At 74.1% G+C, this 18,140-nt stretch carries 16 protein-coding genes; 6 read left to right on the forward strand and 10 right to left on the reverse strand.

Annotation, left to right across the window (positions count from 1 at the left end):
* The first annotated feature begins 197 nt into the window (after nucleotides 1–197).
* Nucleotides 198–1,016: a flagellin gene (locus ACE3UN_RS12370; RefSeq protein ID WP_374675259.1), complete on the forward strand. Its 819-nt coding sequence runs from the start codon at nucleotides 198–200 to the stop codon at nucleotides 1,014–1,016.
* 35 nt (nucleotides 1,017–1,051) lie between these two features.
* Here ACE3UN_RS12370 and ACE3UN_RS12375 read toward each other — a convergent pair whose 3' ends face one another.
* Nucleotides 1,052–2,263, reverse strand: coding sequence for a glycerophosphodiester phosphodiesterase (locus ACE3UN_RS12375; protein ID WP_374675260.1), 1,212 nt, complete (start codon nucleotides 2,261–2,263; stop codon nucleotides 1,052–1,054).
* 178 nt (nucleotides 2,264–2,441) lie between these two features.
* Between ACE3UN_RS12375 and ACE3UN_RS12380 the strand changes: the two genes are divergently transcribed.
* On the forward strand, nucleotides 2,442–2,735 hold the full coding sequence (locus tag ACE3UN_RS12380) for a hypothetical protein (protein ID WP_374675261.1): 294 nt from the start codon (nucleotides 2,442–2,444) through the stop codon (nucleotides 2,733–2,735).
* 4 nt (nucleotides 2,736–2,739) lie between these two features.
* On the opposite strand, the gene ACE3UN_RS12385 is transcribed toward ACE3UN_RS12380, so the two are convergent.
* Nucleotides 2,740–3,306, reverse strand: coding sequence for an NnrU family protein (locus ACE3UN_RS12385; RefSeq protein ID WP_374675262.1), 567 nt, complete (start codon nucleotides 3,304–3,306; stop codon nucleotides 2,740–2,742).
* 179 nt (nucleotides 3,307–3,485) lie between these two features.
* Between ACE3UN_RS12385 and ACE3UN_RS12390 the strand changes: the two genes are divergently transcribed.
* Nucleotides 3,486–4,637, forward strand: a complete 1,152-nt coding sequence (locus ACE3UN_RS12390) for a TRAP transporter substrate-binding protein (RefSeq protein ID WP_374675263.1) — start codon at nucleotides 3,486–3,488, stop codon at nucleotides 4,635–4,637.
* On the forward strand, nucleotides 4,634–7,129 hold the full coding sequence (locus ACE3UN_RS12395; RefSeq protein ID WP_374675264.1) for an ATP-binding protein: 2,496 nt from the start codon (nucleotides 4,634–4,636) through the stop codon (nucleotides 7,127–7,129). Before ACE3UN_RS12390 ends, ACE3UN_RS12395 begins: the two co-directional genes overlap by 4 nt.
* Nucleotides 7,130–7,136: 7 nt before the next feature.
* On the opposite strand, the gene ACE3UN_RS12400 is transcribed toward ACE3UN_RS12395, so the two are convergent.
* The 4 genes from ACE3UN_RS12400 to ACE3UN_RS12415 are packed head-to-tail and all read right to left on the reverse strand — an operon-like array spanning nucleotide 7,137 to nucleotide 12,682.
* Nucleotides 7,137–8,441 (reverse strand): SAM-dependent methyltransferase, encoded by a 1,305-nt coding sequence (locus ACE3UN_RS12400; protein ID WP_374675265.1) that lies wholly within the window; start codon nucleotides 8,439–8,441, stop codon nucleotides 7,137–7,139.
* Nucleotides 8,442–8,472: 31 nt separating this feature from the next.
* Nucleotides 8,473–10,218: a hypothetical protein gene (locus ACE3UN_RS12405; protein WP_374675266.1), complete on the reverse strand. Its 1,746-nt coding sequence runs from the start codon at nucleotides 10,216–10,218 to the stop codon at nucleotides 8,473–8,475.
* A complete protein-coding gene (locus ACE3UN_RS12410; protein ID WP_374675267.1) occupies nucleotides 10,208–11,971 on the reverse strand; it encodes an ATP-binding protein in 1,764 nt (587 codons plus the stop codon). The genes ACE3UN_RS12405 and ACE3UN_RS12410 overlap by 11 nt, the downstream gene beginning before the upstream one ends.
* Nucleotides 11,972–11,983: 12 nt before the next feature.
* Complete coding sequence (locus tag ACE3UN_RS12415; RefSeq protein ID WP_374675268.1) at nucleotides 11,984–12,682, reverse strand: response regulator transcription factor; 699 nt, start codon at nucleotides 12,680–12,682, stop codon at nucleotides 11,984–11,986.
* Nucleotides 12,683–12,975: 293 nt separating this feature from the next.
* Here ACE3UN_RS12415 and ACE3UN_RS12420 point away from each other — a divergent pair, with 293 nt between their 5' ends.
* Nucleotides 12,976–14,382 carry a S8 family peptidase gene (locus tag ACE3UN_RS12420; protein WP_374675269.1) on the forward strand — a complete coding sequence of 469 codons (1,407 nt, stop codon included), beginning with the start codon at nucleotides 12,976–12,978 and terminating at the stop codon, nucleotides 14,380–14,382.
* A 12-nt stretch (nucleotides 14,383–14,394) separates the two neighbouring features.
* Complete coding sequence (locus ACE3UN_RS12425) at nucleotides 14,395–15,114, forward strand: 2OG-Fe(II) oxygenase (RefSeq protein ID WP_374675270.1); 720 nt, start codon at nucleotides 14,395–14,397, stop codon at nucleotides 15,112–15,114.
* Between the two features lie 18 nt (nucleotides 15,115–15,132).
* On the opposite strand, the gene ACE3UN_RS12430 is transcribed toward ACE3UN_RS12425, so the two are convergent.
* Genes ACE3UN_RS12430 through ACE3UN_RS12445 form a run of 4 tightly spaced genes read right to left on the reverse strand, consistent with a single transcriptional unit; the run spans nucleotide 15,133 to nucleotide 18,131 of the window.
* Nucleotides 15,133–16,287, reverse strand: coding sequence for a hypothetical protein (locus ACE3UN_RS12430; RefSeq protein ID WP_374675271.1), 1,155 nt, complete (start codon nucleotides 16,285–16,287; stop codon nucleotides 15,133–15,135).
* A gap of 30 nt (nucleotides 16,288–16,317) precedes the next feature.
* A complete protein-coding gene (locus tag ACE3UN_RS12435) occupies nucleotides 16,318–16,905 on the reverse strand; it encodes a hypothetical protein (protein WP_374675272.1) in 588 nt (195 codons plus the stop codon).
* Nucleotides 16,902–17,534: an RNA polymerase sigma factor gene (locus ACE3UN_RS12440; protein WP_374675273.1), complete on the reverse strand. Its 633-nt coding sequence runs from the start codon at nucleotides 17,532–17,534 to the stop codon at nucleotides 16,902–16,904. Before ACE3UN_RS12440 ends, ACE3UN_RS12435 begins: the two co-directional genes overlap by 4 nt.
* A 54-nt stretch (nucleotides 17,535–17,588) precedes the next feature.
* The gene (locus ACE3UN_RS12445; protein ID WP_374675274.1) at nucleotides 17,589–18,131 is read right to left on the reverse strand and encodes a hypothetical protein; all 543 of its coding nucleotides are present in this window, start codon (nucleotides 18,129–18,131) and stop codon (nucleotides 17,589–17,591) included.
* Nucleotides 18,132–18,140: the final 9 nt, after the last annotated feature.

Here is an 18,140-nt window from a genome sequence, read left to right on the forward strand (position 1 = left end):
GAGTGTTTCGGCCTGTGCCGGCGCCGAACCGCCGACGGGCGCGCGCGGCGCCCGAAGGTGCAAAGGATAACCGCTGGCGGGCGGTGGCCGTTGACAGGCGAACTTGAGGAAGTGTGTGGTGACGTATTTCACGCGCGCCGCCGCCTTGTCGCGCGCCACGCTCACCGAGGGGCCGGCAACGGACGATCCTGCCCGCCATGAGCCTGTCCACGCCCCCCGCTCCCGTCGCCGCCCGGTCGCTCGACCTGGCCCGCACCCGCTGGGAGCTGGCCACGCGCCGGCTGTCCACGCTCAGCCGCATCCACGGCGCGGCCGACGACGCGGCCGGGGTGGCCATCGCCGCCCGCCTGGCCAGCCGCATCGGCGGCGAGCGCATCGTGCGGCAGAGCGCCATGGACGGCCTGTCGCTCGCGGAGACCGCCGACGGCGCCCTGGGGCAGGTGCAGGCCAGCCTGCAGCGCATGCGCGAGCTGGCGCTGCAGGCGCGCAACGGCACCCTGTCCGACGCCGACCGCGGCAGCCTGGACGCGCAATACCAGGCGCTGGGCGAGGAAGTGGGCCGGGTGGTCGGCGCCACCCGCTTCAACGGCCAGCGCATCCTGGCCGAGGAGGCCGGCGACCGGCCCATCAACACCGGCACCGGCCCGTGGGACACGATGACGCTGACCACGCCGGACCTGCGCCAGCAGCCCGATCTGGTGGCGGCCGCCGGCGCCCGCCTGGCCACGGCCGCCGGCAGCGCCAGCGTGGTGGACAGCCTGGACGGCGCGCTGGAGGCGGTGGGCACGCACCGCGCCCGGGTGGGCGCCGGCATGCGCCGGCTCGAGAACGTGGTGGACAGCGCGGAACTGCGCTACGAGGCGGCCGCCCGTTCCTACGACCGGCTCACGCGGGCCAATCCCTTCAGCAGCGCCAGCGCGCAGGCCGAGGCGCGGCTGCAGCAGTACGCCGCGGTGGCGATGCTGCGGGAGGACGCCACCGGCTGGCGGCGCCAGCTGCTGTCGCTGCTGGGCTGAGGCGCGCCGCCTCGACGCTGCCGGGGTCGGCCGGCTCAGCGCCCGCAGCCGGTCGCCTTGAGCAGGCACTGGCGGAAGCCGGGCGAGCGCTCCAGCAGGAACTTGCCCTTGGCCGCCACGGCGCTGTCCGGGAAGTCGGCGAACACACCGTCCACCCCCAGCGCGAAGAAGCGCTCGAACTCGTGCGTCGGCATGCCCGCGTCCTCCAGCGGCAGCCGCGACGGCTCGCTGCGGAAGGTGTACGCGTGCACCAGCAGCCCGCGGGCGTGGGCGTCGGCCACCACGCGGGTCGGCGGCAGCACGCGGCGGTCCGCCTCGTTGACCAGCCCGTCGCCGTTGGCGTCCTGGCACACGCCCTGGCTCACCACCCGGCAGGCGGTGGACTGCAGGTAGTACTTCCACGGGCCGATGCCATCCGCGTACGTGGCCACCTCCGACAGCCCGGTGGGCGTCACCAGGTCGGCGAAGGTGCCGGCGCGGCCGGACACCACCCAGTCATAGGGCTTGTCATAGGGCGGCGCGTAACTCAGCGTGCCGTCCGGGTTCAGCCCGTCCGCATCCACCAGCTGCACCAGGCGCACGGCGGTCTTGGCGCGCAGCTCGCGCAGGTTGGCCGTCTCGAAGCTCTGGATGAACACCGGCGCCTGGCGGTCGTTCCATCCGGCGAAGGTGAGCTCGGCCAGCAGCTTGTCTTCCAGCGGCAGCCCCAGCGCCTTGTGGAAGGTGGGGTGCTTGGTCTCCGGGTACAGGCCGATGGTGCGGCCCTTCTCCAGCGTCTTGCGCTTGACCAGCGCGATCACCTCGCGCAGGGTCGGGATGCGGTACTGGCCGTCGTAGGCGGTGTCACGCCCGGCCATGGGCTGCACGGCGCGCAGCTCCTTGATCTCGGCGAGCGTGAAGTCGCTGGCGAAGAAGCCCTCCTCCGCCACGCCGTCCACCAGCGCCACGCGCTTGCGCGAGGCGAACTTGGGCATGTCCTTCACGTTCGTGGTGGCGATGAGGTTGGGCTCGTGCCGGGCGATCAGCACGCCGTCCCGGGTGGACACCAGGTCCGGCTCGACGAAATCGGCACCCAGCTCGATGGCCAGCGCATACCCCTCGAGCGTGTGGTCGGGCAGGTGGCCGGGGGCGCCGCGGTGGCCGATCACCAGCGGCGCGCCGTCCAGCTGGGGCAGCCTGGCCTGCGCCCCTCCGGTGGCCGCCAGGCAGGCAACGAGCAGGGGCAAGGCATGAATGACGCGTCGCATGGGCTGTCTCCTTCCAGGGGGAAAGGCCCGCACGCTAGGCGCGTCGGATGACCCGGCCGTGACGCTTCGTAACGAATTGCGCCCGACTGCGCCGCTTGTTTCGGCGCTTGTCCCGCCGCGCTCGGCCCTAACGTTCGTGTCCTGCAGTGCCGGATCTGTGACCGGCCGGAGGGACACCATGAAACCCTATCACGCCCCACGCCCGCATCGCCCGCCCCCGCGCGACCTGCCGCCGCTGACCTGGCCCGCGCCGCTGGACGCGCTGCCGCCCCTGGCCATCACCAAGGCACCGGAAAGCCCGGGCTGGGCCGACACGCTGCCGGTGGACCTGGCGCTGCCGCTGGAAGCCGAGCTGGCGCAGCCGGGGCCCTTCGACGAATCGCTGACGGGCCTGCAGGTGCGCGAGATCATGGGCAGCCAGCTCTTCGACCGCCTGTTCGGCGCCGCGGCCACCCCGCCGCGCCGCGGCTGAGGGCTCAGCCGAACGGCCGCACGCCGATCCACGCGGCGTGGGCCCAGAAGGCGAACGCCGCCCAGGCGAGCACGCCCGCCACCACGGCCACCGCCGTGCGGCCCGGCCGCACGTCCACCTCCACCGGGCCACGCCGGCGCGAGGCCCGGTAGGTGACCACCGCCCACGCCAGGAAGCCGCCGAACAGCAGCACATCGGCCAGCGTGCCGTTGGCCAGCAGGTGGGCGAACGCCCACAGCTTGGTGCCCAGCAGCATCGGATGCTGCAGCCGCGCCTGGATGGCATTGCCGCGCACCTGGGACGCGGCCACCAGCACGAAGGCCGCCAGCGTCAGCAGGCTGGCCAGGTGGCGCGACGCCACCGGCGGCGTCCACAGCACGACGGGCGATTGCCGCGCCTGGCCATAGCCCCACACCAGCAGCACGAAGCCCAGCAGCGCCAGCACGCTGTAGGCACCCTTCCAGGGCCCCTCGCCGAGCCTGGCCCGCATGCGCTCGCGCCACTGCGGCGCCACCACGCGCACGGAGTGCACTCCCAGGAACAGCAACAGACCCAGCACGAGCATGGCCATGGCGGCCTCCTTCTTCTGGCCGCAATGCGGCGGTGGATGACGGCCGCGATTGTGTGGCCGGCGGCCCGCCCCCGCGAAGACGCCGAGACACATCCTCCTTCCTTCCTGCCATACTCGTTTCACGGCCACGGGGCTTCTCCCGGCGTGGCCGGTTCCACGACCGCCAACGACGAACCGGCATGACCCCAGCGAGGCCTCGCACCCTTTCCTTCCTGGCCGCCGCCCTCACCCTGCTGGCGCCCGGGCCCCAGGCCGCCGGCACGCCACCGCCGGCCGCACCCGCGTCCGCGCCGGCCGCCGCCCCGGCGGCCCCCACCCACCTGCGCGTGGTCGGCGGCCTGGCGGGCCTGAACCAGTACACCCGCCACGAGGAGCCCTTCTGGTCGCAGGAGCTGCCGCGCCTGTCGGGCGGGCGGCTGCGGGCGGACATCGTGCCCTTCGACCGCGCCGGCATCCGCGGGCAGGACATGCTGCGCCTGGTGCAGCTGGGCGTGGTGCCCTTCGGCACCGTGCTGCTGTCGCTCAGTGCCGCCGACGAGCCGCTGATCGGCGCGCCCGACCTCGCCGGGCTGAACCCCGATGCCGCCACGCTGCGCCGCCATGCCACCGCCTACCGGCCGTTCCTCGAGAAGATGCTGCGTGAGCGGCACGGCATCGAGCTGCTGGCCGTCTACACCTACCCGGCGCAGATGCTGTTCTGCAAGCGGCCGGTCAAGGGCCTGAACGATCTCGCCGGCCGGCGCGTGCGCACCTCCAGCCCCACGCAGTCCGACTGGATCGAGGCCCTGGGTGGCAAGCCGGTGGCCATGCCCTTCGCCGAGCTGGGCCAGGCGCTGCGCAACGGCAGCGCGGAATGCGCGATCACGGGCAGCATGTCGGGCTACACCATTGGCCTGCACAAGCAGACCAGCCATCTCTACACCATGCCGGTCACCTGGGGCATGTCGATCTTCGCCGCCAATGCCGGGGCATGGGCCGCCCTGCCGGCCGACCTGCGGCCCGCGCTCAAGCAGGAGCTGCTGCGGCTGGAACAGGCCATCTGGGCCGAGTCCGACCGCGAGACCGGCGAAGGCGTGCGCTGCCTCACCGGCGCCAGCGCCGCCCCCGGCACCACCGCCGGCACCACCGCCGGCGCCTGCGCGGGCGGCACCGGGGCCATGCGCGCGCAATCGCCCACGGCCGCCGACGAACAGCGGCGCCGCGACATCCTCGCCACCGTCACCGCCCGCTGGGTCAAGCGATGCGGCCCCGCCTGCGCCGATGCGTGGCAGGAGACGCTGGCGCCGCTGAGCGGCATCGACCTGCGCCGCAGCGCGGCGCGCCAGCCTTGACCCGGCCACCGGTTCGCGCCCAGTGGATCATCGCGGCCTTCGTCGCGGTGTTCGTGGGCACCGTGCTGGCCGCGGCCGCCGCCCTCATCGGCAGCCAGGAACGTGAAGCGCTGGAGCAGGCGCGCCAGCGCACCGAGCGGTTCATCGCCGGTGCCGAGGCCACGCTCAACCGCACCCTGCTGGGCGTGGATGTGATGCTGGCCGGCACGGAGGCCCTGCTGCGCCCCACCGCCGGGCAGACCGCAGGCCCCTCGCTCGACGGCGTGCAGGCCCAGCTGCGCAACGTGATCGGCCAGAACCTGCTGGTGCGCGACCTGCTGCTGCTGCGCGCGGACGGCACGGTGCTCGCCTCGGCCCAGCCGGACAGCCTGCGGCTGGGCCTGCCGCTGCCGCCCGGCTTCGTGCGCGACGCCATGGCGCTGGCCTCGCCGCAGCTGGTGATCAGCGCGCCGCTGGTCAACTTCGTCACCGCGGAACGCATGATCTACTTCGCGCGGCCCGTGGAGGCCGCGCCCGGCACGCGCCTGCTCGCCGTGGCCGAGGTGCCCGCGGCCCTGGTGGGCGGCCTGATGGCGCAGGCAGCCGACATCCAGGGCCTGGTGGCCACGCTGGAGCGCGACGACGGCCAGCTGCTGGTGAGCGTGCCGCCCCACGAGGCCCTGGTCGGCCAGCGACTGCCCCAGCCCCTGGGCGAGGCACAGGCCACCGGCCATGCGGAGCAGGCCCCGTCACGCATCGGCGGCGAGCCGGCGCTCGTGGCCGTGCGCCCGGTGCTGTACCGGCCGCTGCTGGTGGCCGCGTCCATTCCGCTGGAGGCCGCCCTGGCCGACGTGCACGAGCAGCGTCGCTTCGTGATCGGCGGCACGGTGCTGCTGCTGCTCATGGCCGCCGGCGCCGGCGCCTTCGCCCATTGGCACCTGGGCCGGCTGGCCGAGGCGCGCACCGAGCTGGACCGCAGCAAGACCGTGCTCGACCAGGCGCTGGCCTCCATGGCCGACGGCCTGCTGCTGTGCGACGCCGGGGACCGCGTGGTGGCGTGGAACCCGCGCTTCGTGGAGATGTACCCCTGGCTGGGCGAGGTGCTCGCGCCCGGCGTGTCCTTCGAACGCCTGGTGCTCATCACGGTCAACGCCATCATGCCGGACGCCGGTGCGGACGACCAGCATGCCTGGGTGCAGCGCCGCATGGCCATCCACCGGGTGCACGACGGGCAGCACGAGCAGGTGCTGCCCGATGGCCGGGTGATCCAGGCCCTGGAACGCCACACGCCCGATGGCGGCGTCATCACCGTCTACCACGACGTCACCGCGGCCGAGCGGGCCCTGGCCCGCGCCAAGGCCGACGCGGAGGCGGCCAACCGCGCCAAGTCCCGCTTCCTCGCGTCCATGAGCCACGAGATCCGCACGCCGCTGAACGCCGTGCTGGGCATGAACGGGCTCATGCTCACCACCCAGCTCACGGCCGAGCAGCGGCGCTACGCCGAGCTGATCCGCTCGTCCGGGCAGACGCTGCTCACCCTGATCAACGACATCCTCGACCTGTCCAAGGTGGAAGCCGGCCGCATGGAGCTGGAGATCGTCGAGTTCGACCCGGTGGCCACGGTCAACGAGGTGGTGTCGCTGCTGGCCGTGCGCGCCGAGGGCAAGGGCCTGACCCTGCGCATGAACGCCGCGCCCGGTGCACCCGCGCGCGCCCGCGGGGACCCCAGCCGCCTGCGCCAGGTGCTGTTCAACCTGGTGGGCAATGCGCTGAAGTTCACGTCGCAGGGCCGCGTCGACGTGGAGCTCACCCACCGACCGCTGCCCGGGCAGCGCGTCGAGCTCATCATCACCGTGCGCGACACCGGCATCGGCATCGACGCCGACACCCTGCCCCGCCTGTTCCGCCACTTCACGCAGGGCGACTCGTCCACCGCGCGGCGCCACGGCGGCAGCGGGCTCGGCCTGGCCATCAGCCAGGAGATCGTCGAGCTGATGAAGGGCCGCATCGAGGTGCAGAGCACCCCCGGCGCCGGCAGCACCTTCACCGTCAGCCTGCCGCTGGAGGTGGTGCAGCCGGCGGCGCCGGCCGGCAGCGACACGCCCGCCCCCCGCGCCGACGGCCCGGCGCCGACGGGCCAGGCGCCCTGCCGCATCCTGGTGGCCGAGGACAACGGCGTGAACCAGATCCTCATCAAGGCCATGCTGGACCACCTCGGCCACTACAGCGACATCGTGGCCGATGGCTTCGAGGCCGTGCGCCAGGTGCAGGCCGCGCAGTACGACCTGGTCCTCATGGACATCCAGATGCCTGGCATGGACGGCGAGGCCGCCACGCGGGCCATCCGCGCGCTGAATGCCCCGGTGGCCCGCATTCCCATCATCGCCATGACAGCCAACGCCATGGTGGAGGAGCGTGCAGCCTACCTGGCCGCCGGCATGAACGACCACGTGGCCAAGCCGCTGGACCTGGCCCGCCTGGCCGAGGTGATCGGCCGCGCCTGCGGGCGGTGAGGCGCCGCTAGGCCGCCGGGGCCGGCTCGGCGAGCAGCGTCTCCAGCGCATGCTCGCGGATGCCGTAGAAGGCCTTGATCTCCGCGATCTGCGCCTGCAGCGCCCGCTGGCGCGCAGCGGGCAGCGGCTGGCGCCGCCGCACGGCCAGGATCATCTTGTTCTTGCTGGTGTGCTCCAGCGCGACGAACTCGAACACCTGGGCGTCGTAGCCGTGCGACTCCAGCAGCAGCGCGCGCAGGCTGTCGGTCACCATCTCGGCCTCCTGGCCCAGGTGGATGCCATGGCGCAGCAGCGGGCGCAGCACCGGCGGCAGGCTCATCTGCGGCCGGATCTGCTTGTGGCAGCACGGCGAGCTCAGGATCACGGCGGCGCCGGCACGGATGCCCGCATGCAGCGCGTGGTCCGTCGCCGTGTCGCAGGCATGCAGCGCGATCATCACGTCCACGTGCGCCGGCGTGACGCGGCTCACGTCACCGCACTCGAAATGCAGGCCGGCCATGCCGCAGGCAGCCGCCGCCTCGTTGCACAGGCGCACCAGCTCCGGGCGCAGCTCCACGCCGAGCGTGTGCACCGGCCAGCCCCGGCCGCCGCCGCGGTGCGCCAGGTGGTAGTGGGTGGCGAAGGTGAGGTAACCCTTGCCGGCACCGAAGTCCACCACCTGCAGCGGCAGGGCATCGGCCGCCGGCTCGCCCTGCGCCAGGCCGGCCTCGTCCAGCGCGTGGTCCAGCACCTCGACGAACTTGTTGATCTGCTTCCACTTGCGCGCCATGGCCGGCACCAGGCCGCCCCCGGCGTCCACCACCCCCAGCGCGTGCAGGAACGGCGCATCCAGCGGCAGCAGGCGCTGCTTGCGCCGCGCGTGGCCCGTTGCCGCCCCGCCCTCGGCGGCGTCCGCCCCTGGCGCACTGTCGCCGGGCTCGTCCACGCCAGCGATGCGCGAGCGCCGCAGCGCCATGCGCCCGCGCTTGCTGATGAGCAGCTGCAGCTCCTCCGCCGCGGTGAACAGGTGCGCATGCTGGAAGGGCGCTCCCAGCTGCGCGTCGATGCGCGCCTGGCCCTCGGCCAGCGACAGGTTCTCGGTGAGCTCGCGGGTGCGGTGCTGGGCCAGGAACTGCAGGTGCGGCACACCGCGCAGGTCCACCCGCCGCACGCTCACGCGCAGCAGGTCACCCGCCCCGCGCGGCTTGGCCAGCACCAGGCGGCGAAAGGTGCCGCCGGCCAGGCCCTGGGCCAGCGCCTCCAGAAAGCGCGCCCGCCGGGCGAGGCTCGCCAGGGCGTCCGCATCCGGCGAAGACAGCAAGGCATCGTCCATGCACGATTGTCGCGCAGGGGCGGTGGGCGCCTCAGCGGGCGGGGTCGGCCAGCGGGAAGTGCCAGCTCACCCGGGCCAGCCCGTCCGTGGCATCGGCCTGCACCTCCACGCGGGCGTCGTGCAGCCGAGCCACGCGCGCCACCATCCAGGCGCGCAGCCCCTCGGCCGAGTGGCCGTCGCCGGCCCCCCCTGCGCGCAGCAGCTCGTCGAGCGACCGGGCCCAGCCGTCGTCCACCGCGGCGATGCCCACCGTGGCCACGCCTCCCGAGCACCGCAGGGAGATGTGCACCTCGCGCGCGCCCTGGGCCGCCAGGGCCAGGCGCAGCAGCGCCTGCAGCGCCTGCAGCAGCGCGATGCGGTCGCCACGCACCACCACCCCCCAGTCCAGGTCGCGCGCCAGGCGGCGGCCGGTGTCCGCGGGAGGCGCCAGCTGCTCGGCGGCGTCGTCCACCAGCTCGGCCAGCTCGAGCGGCTGCAGCGCCGCCCGCCGCAGGTGGCGGGTGCGCAGGATCACCAGGTAGTGGTCGGCCGCCTGGGTGGCTTGCTGGAGCATGGCGTCGATGCGCCTCGCCGGTTCCACCCAGCCACCGTCGAGCACACCCAGCTGCACGCGTGCCGCGCCCAACGGGTTGCGCAGGTCGTGCGTGATGAACTCTTCGGTCTCTCCGCGAAGGGTATCGAGCGTCCGCTGCACCGCCATGGCGTGCTCACGTGCCAACAGGCTCTGTGTGCGGGCCTCGAACTGGAGCCACTTCCCTCGGTGCACCAGCGCCTCACGGTGGCGGCCCGCGCGGGCCAGCACATCGCACAGACACCGATGGAGCGAGGCATGCATGTCGCCGCTCTTGAACAGGGGCCCCGGCATCTGCTCGACTCCATGGAGATCGGACAGCACCTCGTCGAGGGCGGCGGTGCCGGTGGCCAGCAGTACGCGGCACCGGGCCAGCGTGAAGATGCCCCAGATGGACGTTCCCCGGACCAGCAGGCCAGGGCTTTGCTCTCCGACGCGGTGCACCCAGCGAGCGGCCTCGTCCACCTCTCCAAGCTCGAGCAGTACACCGACGAACGTGTCCAGTGAGCTGGCCCTGAGCCAGCCGTTGGGCTCGGCCAGGCTCCCCTCGCAAGCGCCTTGGGCGAACCGCCGCGCGACCCCCAAGGCCTCACGCGCCACCGCCGGGTTGTCCTCCAGCGTGGCGATCCTCGCAACGCCCATCCACGACCATGCCATGTTGTTGATCGTCTGGTGCCGCTGTTGGCGGATCTCCTCGGACTCCCCCTTCAGCAGATCGAGACACTCACGGTACATGCCGATGGCCATCTCGTACTCACCGATCAGGCTGAGCGCGCTGCCGATGTTGAGCGTCAGGCGCCACAACAGGTCGGTGCGTCGTAGCGCATGGGCCATGCCCAGCACTTCCTGTCCGCGCCACAGGGCATCTGCATAGCGCCCGCTCAGGACGTCCACGACGATCTGCGCGTTGGTGGCCCTCACGAGCGTCAGCGGTTCTGCCTCGGCTTGCGCGAGTGCGAGCGCGCGCGCCAGCGTCTCGTCGCGCTCGGGGTGGCCAAGCGCACTGCGGGCCATGCCTTGCACGAGCAACGCCCGCACCACGGCCAGGCGGTCCCCGAGAGCGTCGGCGCGGTGCTGTTCGTCGGTGGCGATGCGCAGGGCGTCCGCGGGCCGCGCACCCAGAAGAGGCTGCATGCGATCGAAGAAGGCGTCGGTCCCCGCGTCGATCACCTCGGGGGCCATGGGCACCGGCCGCTCAGTCGACATGCGGCACCGACTCCAGCAGCAGGCGCACCGTCGTGCCGCAGCCCGGCTCGCTGTCCACCTCGATGCGCGCCCCGTGCACCCGGGCCGCGCGGGCCACCATCGCCAGGCCCAGGCCGTTGCCCTTGCGCACGGCCGAGGTGCTGAACCGCTGGAACAGCCGCGCGCGCATGTCCAGCGCGAGCCCGGGGCCACGGTCCGCCACCGACAGCCATGCCGCCCCGTCGGCGTGCGTGAGGCTCACCCGCACGGAGCTACCGGCCGGCGCATGCTTGAACGCATTGCTCATCAGGTTGCCCAGGGCGCGCATCAGCAAGGCGGTGTCGCCACGGACGAAGGTGGGTCGGTGCAGTTCCCGCTCCAGGCGCACCGGCGCGCCGGGCGGCGGCGCCATCTGCTCGCACACGTCGTCCACCAGCGCGGCCAGGTCCAGCACGGACAGGTCCTCGGGCCGCAGGTGTTCGGCGCGGATCACGCCCAGGTACTGGTCGGCAATGTCCACCGCGCGCTGCACGCTGTGGCTCGCACGCTGGAGGCCCGTCCGGCCTGCGGGCGCGGTGCCGCCGGCATCACCGGCCAGGGCCTGCAGTTCCTGCGCTGCCTGCTGCAAGGGCGCCCGCACCACCGTGCGAATGACGGCCTGCGCTTCCGTGCGCCAGGCGGTCATGGTTTCCTCCGTCCAGCGCCCGTGTTCCCGGGCCAGGCGGGCCCGCAGCCGGGCCTTCGCGTCCACCCAGCGGCGCTGGGTGTGCAGGGCGTCCTCGTACCGGCCGGCTTGCTCGAAGGCCTCGAAACGGCAGCGCAGCCAGGCCAGCAGCAGGTCACCCTGCCGCACGCGGGGGTGCCCGATGGTCTCCAGGGCGTCCAGGCGCTGCAGCACCTCGGTGGGGTCACGCTCGCCGCTGCGCAGGTCGACGAGGGCCTGGCTGAGCCGCCAATGCGCCATCGCCAGGCTGTCCGGCGCCGGCCGGCCGGCGCGGTCACCGCCCGCCTCGACACGCTGCAGCCACTGACGGGCCTGCAGGGGTTCGTCCGCCTCCAGCAGCACGCGCACCAGGCAGAACAGCGCCGCCTGGCTGAAGCGCGGGCTGGCCCCGGCGAGCGCCTCGCAGGCCGCCTCGCCCAGCCGCCGGGCGCGCGCCATGGCGTCCCGGGCGGCGTCTTCCGCACCGGCCTCCAGCAACAGCCCGGCTCGCATCAGCCACACCTGCGCCTGGCCGGCCTCGTAGCGGCCCAGCGCGACGCAGCGGTCGTGCGCGGGCAGCGCCTCGGGCCGCGACAGCAGCAGCTGGCGCGCCTCGGCGAACGCCTCCACGGCCAGGTCGTGCTCGCCCAGGTGCCCCAGCCCGGTGGCCGACCAGAACAGCGCATGGCGCATGAGCGCCTCGTCGCCCCGGGCGCGCGCCCGCTCCAGCAGGCCGCGGCAGGTGGCCTGGGCGCGCGCATGGCGCCCATGGTCGGTGTCGATCTCCGCGCCCACCACGGCCAGGCGGTCTGCCCAACGCTGCGCCGTGGCCGGCTCCCGCCGCGCGAGAGCCGCCGCGGCACGCAGGTGCGCGTGGGCCCCGTCCTCGTCGCCCCCCTGCCCGGCGAACCATCCCAGCCACATCAGGCATTCCAGGGCCTCGTCGCCGCGGCCTTGCAGCTCGCACAGCCGGCCACGCTCCTTCAGCCACGCCATTGCCTCGGGCGCGGGCCGGTCGGGCCAGTCGGGCCAGGCGCCCGCGTCGTGCAGCGGGGGGGATGCCAGCGCCATGGCGCGGCCCGTTCAGGCGACGGCGTCGGCGGGCACTTCCAGCCGGTAGCCCGTGCCGTACACCGCATTCAGCCGGAAGCCGTGCTCGGTGAGCGCCAGCTTGCGCCGGATGAGGTAGACGTGCTGCGCCACGGTGTGCACGCCGGCCTCGTGGTTGCGACCCCACACCGCCGCCAGCAGTTCCTGGCGCGTGAACAGGCGCGCCGGCTCGCTGAAGAGGATCCAGGCCAGGTCGAACTCGCGCGGCGCCAGGTCCACGGCACGGCCGTCCACGGTCACCTCGCGGCGGCCGAAGTCCAGCCGGTAGGGCGGCCGCTCGATGGCCGTCAAGGTGCTGGCCGCAGGCGTCATGCGCCGCAGCAGGGCGTCGATGCGCGCCACCACCACGGATTCCGAGCCCGGCTTGACGATGTAGTCGTCCGCGCCCGCCTTGAGCGCCCGCACCACGGCCTCTTCGGTGTCCAGGCCGGTGAGCATGACCGCACCCACACCCGGGCCCAGCAGCTGCCGCAGGCGGGCCACCACATCGATGCCCTCCATCTCGGGCAGCCGCCAGTCGACCACGGCGCAGCGCGGGGCCTGCTTGCTCACCTCGTAGAAGAACTCGTGCGGGCGACCGAACACCTTGACCTGGTGGCCAGCGCGCAGCAGCCATTGCTCCACGCTCGCGGAACAGTCCGGGTCGTCCTCCAGCAGATAGATCAGCGCCAAACCTCGCTCCCGACCAGTCCGGATCCCCTGTCTGCAAGGCTGCCGGACCCTGTGGAAAACGTCATACTCCCCTGGTTTCGCCGCACGCACAATCGGTGCAAGCGGCGAAGGGCGCGATTATTGCGTCAAGGTGACCGCATTCCGCGAGAGTGACGAAGCTTGAGAAATGCACGGGGCAGCGCGCCTAGCATGGTGAAGCCGCTCCTTGCGGGAGCGTCCCGCCCTGGCGCCACCGTGCCGGGAGAGTCGGGCGTGACCGCCTTGGCCACAAGTCTGGAGTTCGAGAGATGACGATGTCGATTCCCCGCCCGCTGGCGCTGGCCGGCCTGGCCGTCGCCTTGGCAATGGGCCCGCTCTGCGCCGACGCCGGCACCGCCAAGAAGGGCACCAAGAACATCATGCCCGCCTTCAGCACCGGCGTGATCGTCTCTCTCGCCAAGAAGGACCAGCTCGACCCCGAACTGCTGGCCAAGGCCCGCACCGTGGCCGCCCGCTATGGCGTCACGCTGCGCCAGCTGCGCCGCATGGCGCAGGGCGGCGACGTGCTCGAGCTCAGCAAGGCGCTGCCCGATGCCGTGGCGCGCCAGCTGGCGCTGGAGATCGCCCGCCTGGACGACCGCATCGACTACGTCGAGCCGGACGTGGTCATGGTGCCCCTGGGCCTGTCCAACGACAAGCACGTCGGCGCGCAGTGGAACTACACCGAGTCGGCCGGCGGCATCAACCTGCCCGAGGCCTGGGTGATGTCCAAGGGCCAGGGGGTGGTGGTGGCGGTGGTGGACACCGGCGTGCGCCCCCACATCGACCTGATGGCCAACCTGCTGCCCGGCCACGACTTCGTGTCCAGCGCCACGCTGGCGCGCGACGGCAACGGCCGCGACGGCCTGGCCTGGGACGAGGGCAACTGGCACACCCCCGGCCAGTGCGGCGCCGGCAGCGTCACCGGCGACGACAGCAGCTGGCACGGCACCCACGTGGCCGGCACCATCGCCGCGGACGCCAACAACCAGCTCGGCGTGACCGGCGTGGCGCCGCGCGCCAGCATCCTGCCCGTGCGGGTGGCGGGGCGCTGCGGCGGCCGCACCTCCGACATCATCGACGGCCTGCTGTGGGCCGCGGGCCTGCCGGTGGCCGGCGCCCCGGTAAACGCCCATCCCGCCCAGGTCATCAACCTGTCCCTGGGCACGGTGGCCGCCTGCAGCCGCACGTTCCAGGCCGCACTGGACGTGGTGCGCGAGCGCGGCGTGGTGGTCGTGGCCGCCGCCGGCAACAGCGGCACCGACGTCTCGCGCGTCAGCCCGGCCGGCTGCCGGGGCGTCATCGCCGTGGCCGCGAGCGACCGCCAGGGCCGGCTGGCCTACTACTCCAACCATGGCAAGGGCATCACGGTGGTGGCGCCCGGTGGCGACATGCGCCGCTCGTCCGAGGACGGCGTGCTGTCGCTGTACAACACCGGCACCCGCCGCCCCCTGCTGGACAACCTGGCCTACATGCAGGGCACGTCCATGGCGGCCCCGCACGTGTCGGGCGCCATCGCGCTGATGCTGTCGCGCCACCCCGACATGAGCCCCGACCGGGTCAAGACCGTGATCAAGAGCAGCGCGCGTCCCATGTCGCCGCTGAAGTGCCGCGCCGGCTGTGGCGGCGGCCTGCTGGATGCGGCGTCGGCGGTGGCGGCCGCGGCCGTGGTGGCGCCGTGATCCGCCTGCCGCATGTCGCCTGATTTCATCGGCGTCTACGACGACGCCCTGGATGCCGATTTCTGCGCCGGCTTCATCCGGCGCTTCGAGGCGAGCCGGCACAAGGTGCCGGGCGCCACGGGCGGCGGGGTGGACCGCAGCAAGAAGGTCAGCACCGACCTCCACCTGAACCGCCACCCCGACTACCGCGAGGACCTGGCCCACATCCTGAAGGCCACCACGCGCGGCGCCGAGGCCTACTTCCGCGAATACCACTTCGCGCTCATCGCGCCGATGGCGCTCACCCTGGCCCACCCGCAGACCGGCCAGCCGGTGGCGGTGACCCACGAGAACTACGAGGAAGTCGCCGCGCCGCGCGCCGGCGACCTCATGAAGGCGCTGTACCGCGTGGGCGACATCCAGGCCCAGAAGTACGACCGCGGCGTGGGGAACTACAACTACTGGCACTGCGAGGTCTTCCCCGAGGCCGGCCGCCACGAGGCGCTGCACCGCACCTTGCTGTTCATGTTCTACCTGAACGACGTGGCCGAGGGCGGGCAGACCGAGTTCTACTACCAGCAGCGGGCCATCCAGCCCAAGGCAGGGCGCATGGTCATCGCGCCCGCCTACTTCACCCACACGCACCGCGGCTGCACGCCCACCTCGGACGACAAGTACATCCTGACGAGCTGGATCCTGCTCAACCGCGCTGAACAGCTCTACGGCGAACGCCCGCTGCCCGGCCGCGGCTGAGGCCGGGCAGCGGCCGGCTCAGCCCGTGGGCGCCGGCGGGGCGGCCGGAGCGGCGGGCGCGCGCGGCGCCGCGTCGGTGCGGTAGTCCGACGGCACCTTCATCAGCCCGGCATCCGGCTCGCCGCGCTTCAGGTGCGCCAGGCGGTACACCGTCTCGCCGCGGCGCGGGTCCATGTCCCGCGACTGCACCGTCAGCAGCAGCTCGGGCGAGGTCCACACCTCGCGGGTGATCTGGATCGGCTTCTCGTTGCCGACCTTGCCCGCCTCGATGGTCCAGGTGGTGCGCTCGCCCTGGACGCGTACCCCCTCCATGTCCTTGCTGCCCAGCGCGGCCACCACGCCGGGCCCGCGGGGCGCCCACTGCTGTGCCTGCCATTGCACCAGCGGCGGCACTGGCGGCACCGGCGGCGCGGGCGGCACCGGCGCCACGCGGGGCGTCGGCGGCGCTGGGGGGGCGGGCGGCACCGGCACCGGGCCTGCGTCGCCCAGCCGCAGCACGTGGATCTCCGTCGCCTTGCCCTCGCCGCCCTGCCGGGTGATGACCACCGGGGCGGCCGCGCCGTGCAGGCGGGCCTGCTCGGCCGCCGCGCGCGCCTGGTCCCCGGCGGCCCGGGCCTGTTCCGCCGCGGTCCGCCCCTGTTCGGCGGCCCCGCGGGCCTGCTCGCGCACGCGTTCGGCGAAGGCACGCCAGGCCTCGGCATCGTCGGCCGAGAGGGCCGACCCGTTGAACCAGTGGCCGTGCGCCCCCTCGCCCAGGCGCCGGGCCGTCTTGCGCGCCGGGTCGAGCAACCACACCTGCCGGGACACCGGGTCGCGCAGCCAGACCAGCTGCCGGCCGGCCCGCTCGATCTCCTGGCGCGTGCGGCCCTCGCCGTCCCGGCACAGGCGCGACTGCTGCCGCCGCACGATGCGGTTGCCGTCGGCCAGGGTCTGCACCGTCTCGTGCACCGCATCGGCGCAGTAGGGCGCCCCCTTGACCACCCGCTCGTTGCCCATCTCGGCCATCGCCATCTCGACGCCCACCTCGTCGAACGAGATGCTGAAGGGCTCCGGCGCCGCGGCCGGGCTGGCGCAGGCGGCGCCCGCGGCAACCAGCAGGCTGGCGGCGCAGGCGGCGCGTGCGACGCGGGGGGCCGCCGGGCGCAGGGCGGCATGTCGGGAAGGGCAGGTCATGGGGGTCTCCAGGTCCAGGGGGATGAGAGGTCAATCGGCGGTCAGCCGGACGGCCAGCACGTCGCCGGCGGGGTGCATCAGCAGCTCGGCGGCCACGGGCTCGGCGGCGCGCGCCGGGTCGTAGGGCAGGCCCAGCGCGGCCAGGCGCTCGCGCGGCAGTTCCGTGCGCACCACCCACGCCGGGGCGGTGTTCGCCCCGTCCTGCCACAGCTGTGCCAGGCGCTCGGGCGAGGCCACGGGCACGAAGCCCGTGCCGGCCGCCTGCGGCCGCGCCGCCGGACCGGTGCCCACCAGCCCGGCGTCCCCCCCTGCCGCCGGCCGGCCGGGTCCGGCCGCGGGAACGGTCCAGAGCACCCAGGCGCAGCCCAGCAGCAGCACCGTGGCCGCGACCCAGGCGGGCCAGCCGGTGGCGCCACCCGGCCGGCCGGCCGGGGCGGCCGCCTGCCCGGCACCCACCGGCGCCGGCGCGCGGGCCGGCTCGGGCGCCTCCACAGGCAGGTGCGCCGGCCACCGCAGCGGGGGCGCGGGGTGCCGGGCCAGGTCCGTCCGCAGGCGGGCGAGGGCGTCCGCCAGGGTCGGGTCGCGCGGGGAGTGGGGGGGGTGGGGGGAGCGGGTCATGACGGGGATCGGGTGAGAGGGGCCGGGGCGCCGAGGGCCTCGGCCAGACGGGCACGGCCGCGGTGCAGGCGGGTGCGCAAGGTGTTCAGCTCGATGCCCGCGATGCGGGCTGCCTCGGCGTAGGGCCGCTCCTGCAGGTCCACCAGCACCACCGCCTCGCGGAAGGGCCACGGCAGCGCGCGCAGCGCCGCCCACAGCGCATCGAGCGACTGTGCGGTGATCAGGCGATGCTCGTGGCCCGGGTCGCCGTGCGGCGCGGCATCGTCGCCGCCCAGCTCGGCCAGGGGCAGGTCCTCGCCCTCGGTGTCGGTGGGCCAGGCGGCGTGGCGGTCGCGGTGGCGCCAGGCGGCCAGCAGCCCGTGGCGTGCCATGCCCGCGAGGTAGGCGCCGAGGCTGCCCCGCGCCGGATCGAAGCGGTCGGGCGCCTGCGCCAGCGCGACGAACGCCTCCTGCGTCACGTCGGCCGACAGGGCCGGGTCGCCGCACAGGGCCAGTGCGTAGCGGTACACGCCGTCGGCCTCGGCGTGGTAGACGGACGCCAGCCAGTCGCGCCCGGCGCGCTCCGCATCGTCCGTGCGGCGCGGGTCACGGCGGCGGGGGCGCAGGGTCCAGGGCACGAAAGGCAGCATGCCCCACCTGGGCGCCAGGGGCCGGAATAGTTCCCGCGGCGGTGGATGCCCGACTCAGCGGCTCAGGAAACGCCGCAGCGGCCGCAGCGCCGCCCAGGACGGCCAGCCCAGGCGGTCCACCCAGGCCACCGCGCCGGACACCATGCCCACGGCCAGGGCCAGGCCCGGCACGAGCAGCCCCAGGTCCAGGCCGAGCTCGGCCCGCGCCCACGGCAGCGCCCACGCGGCCAGCACGCCGGCCGTGAAGGCGGTGGCCACCACCACGGCCAGCGTGTGGCGCTGCAGCCGGACGTGTCCCGCCCGCAGCGCGGCCAGCTGGCGCTCGTGCTCGGCACGCGCCTGCGCCACCGCGGCGGCCACCTCGGCCCGCAGGCCGGCCGGGCCCGCAGGCACCCCGTGCGCCGCTCCGGCGGCGGCCGCCACGCGCTCGTGCAGGCGGCGCTCGAAGCCAGGCGGCAGCCCCGGTGGCACCAGCACCCGGGCCAGGGCCGCGTCCAGCACGGGGTCGGCCGACTGCCTCTCGTCGGCAGTGTCCAGGGTGCGGCCGCGGGGCTCGGCCCGGCCGTCCGGTGCGGGGGGGTCCATCGGATGCGTCATGTCATGTTC

The organism is Ideonella sp. (assembly GCF_041918995.1).
Classification (GTDB): Bacteria; Pseudomonadota; Gammaproteobacteria; order Burkholderiales; family Burkholderiaceae_C; genus Ideonella.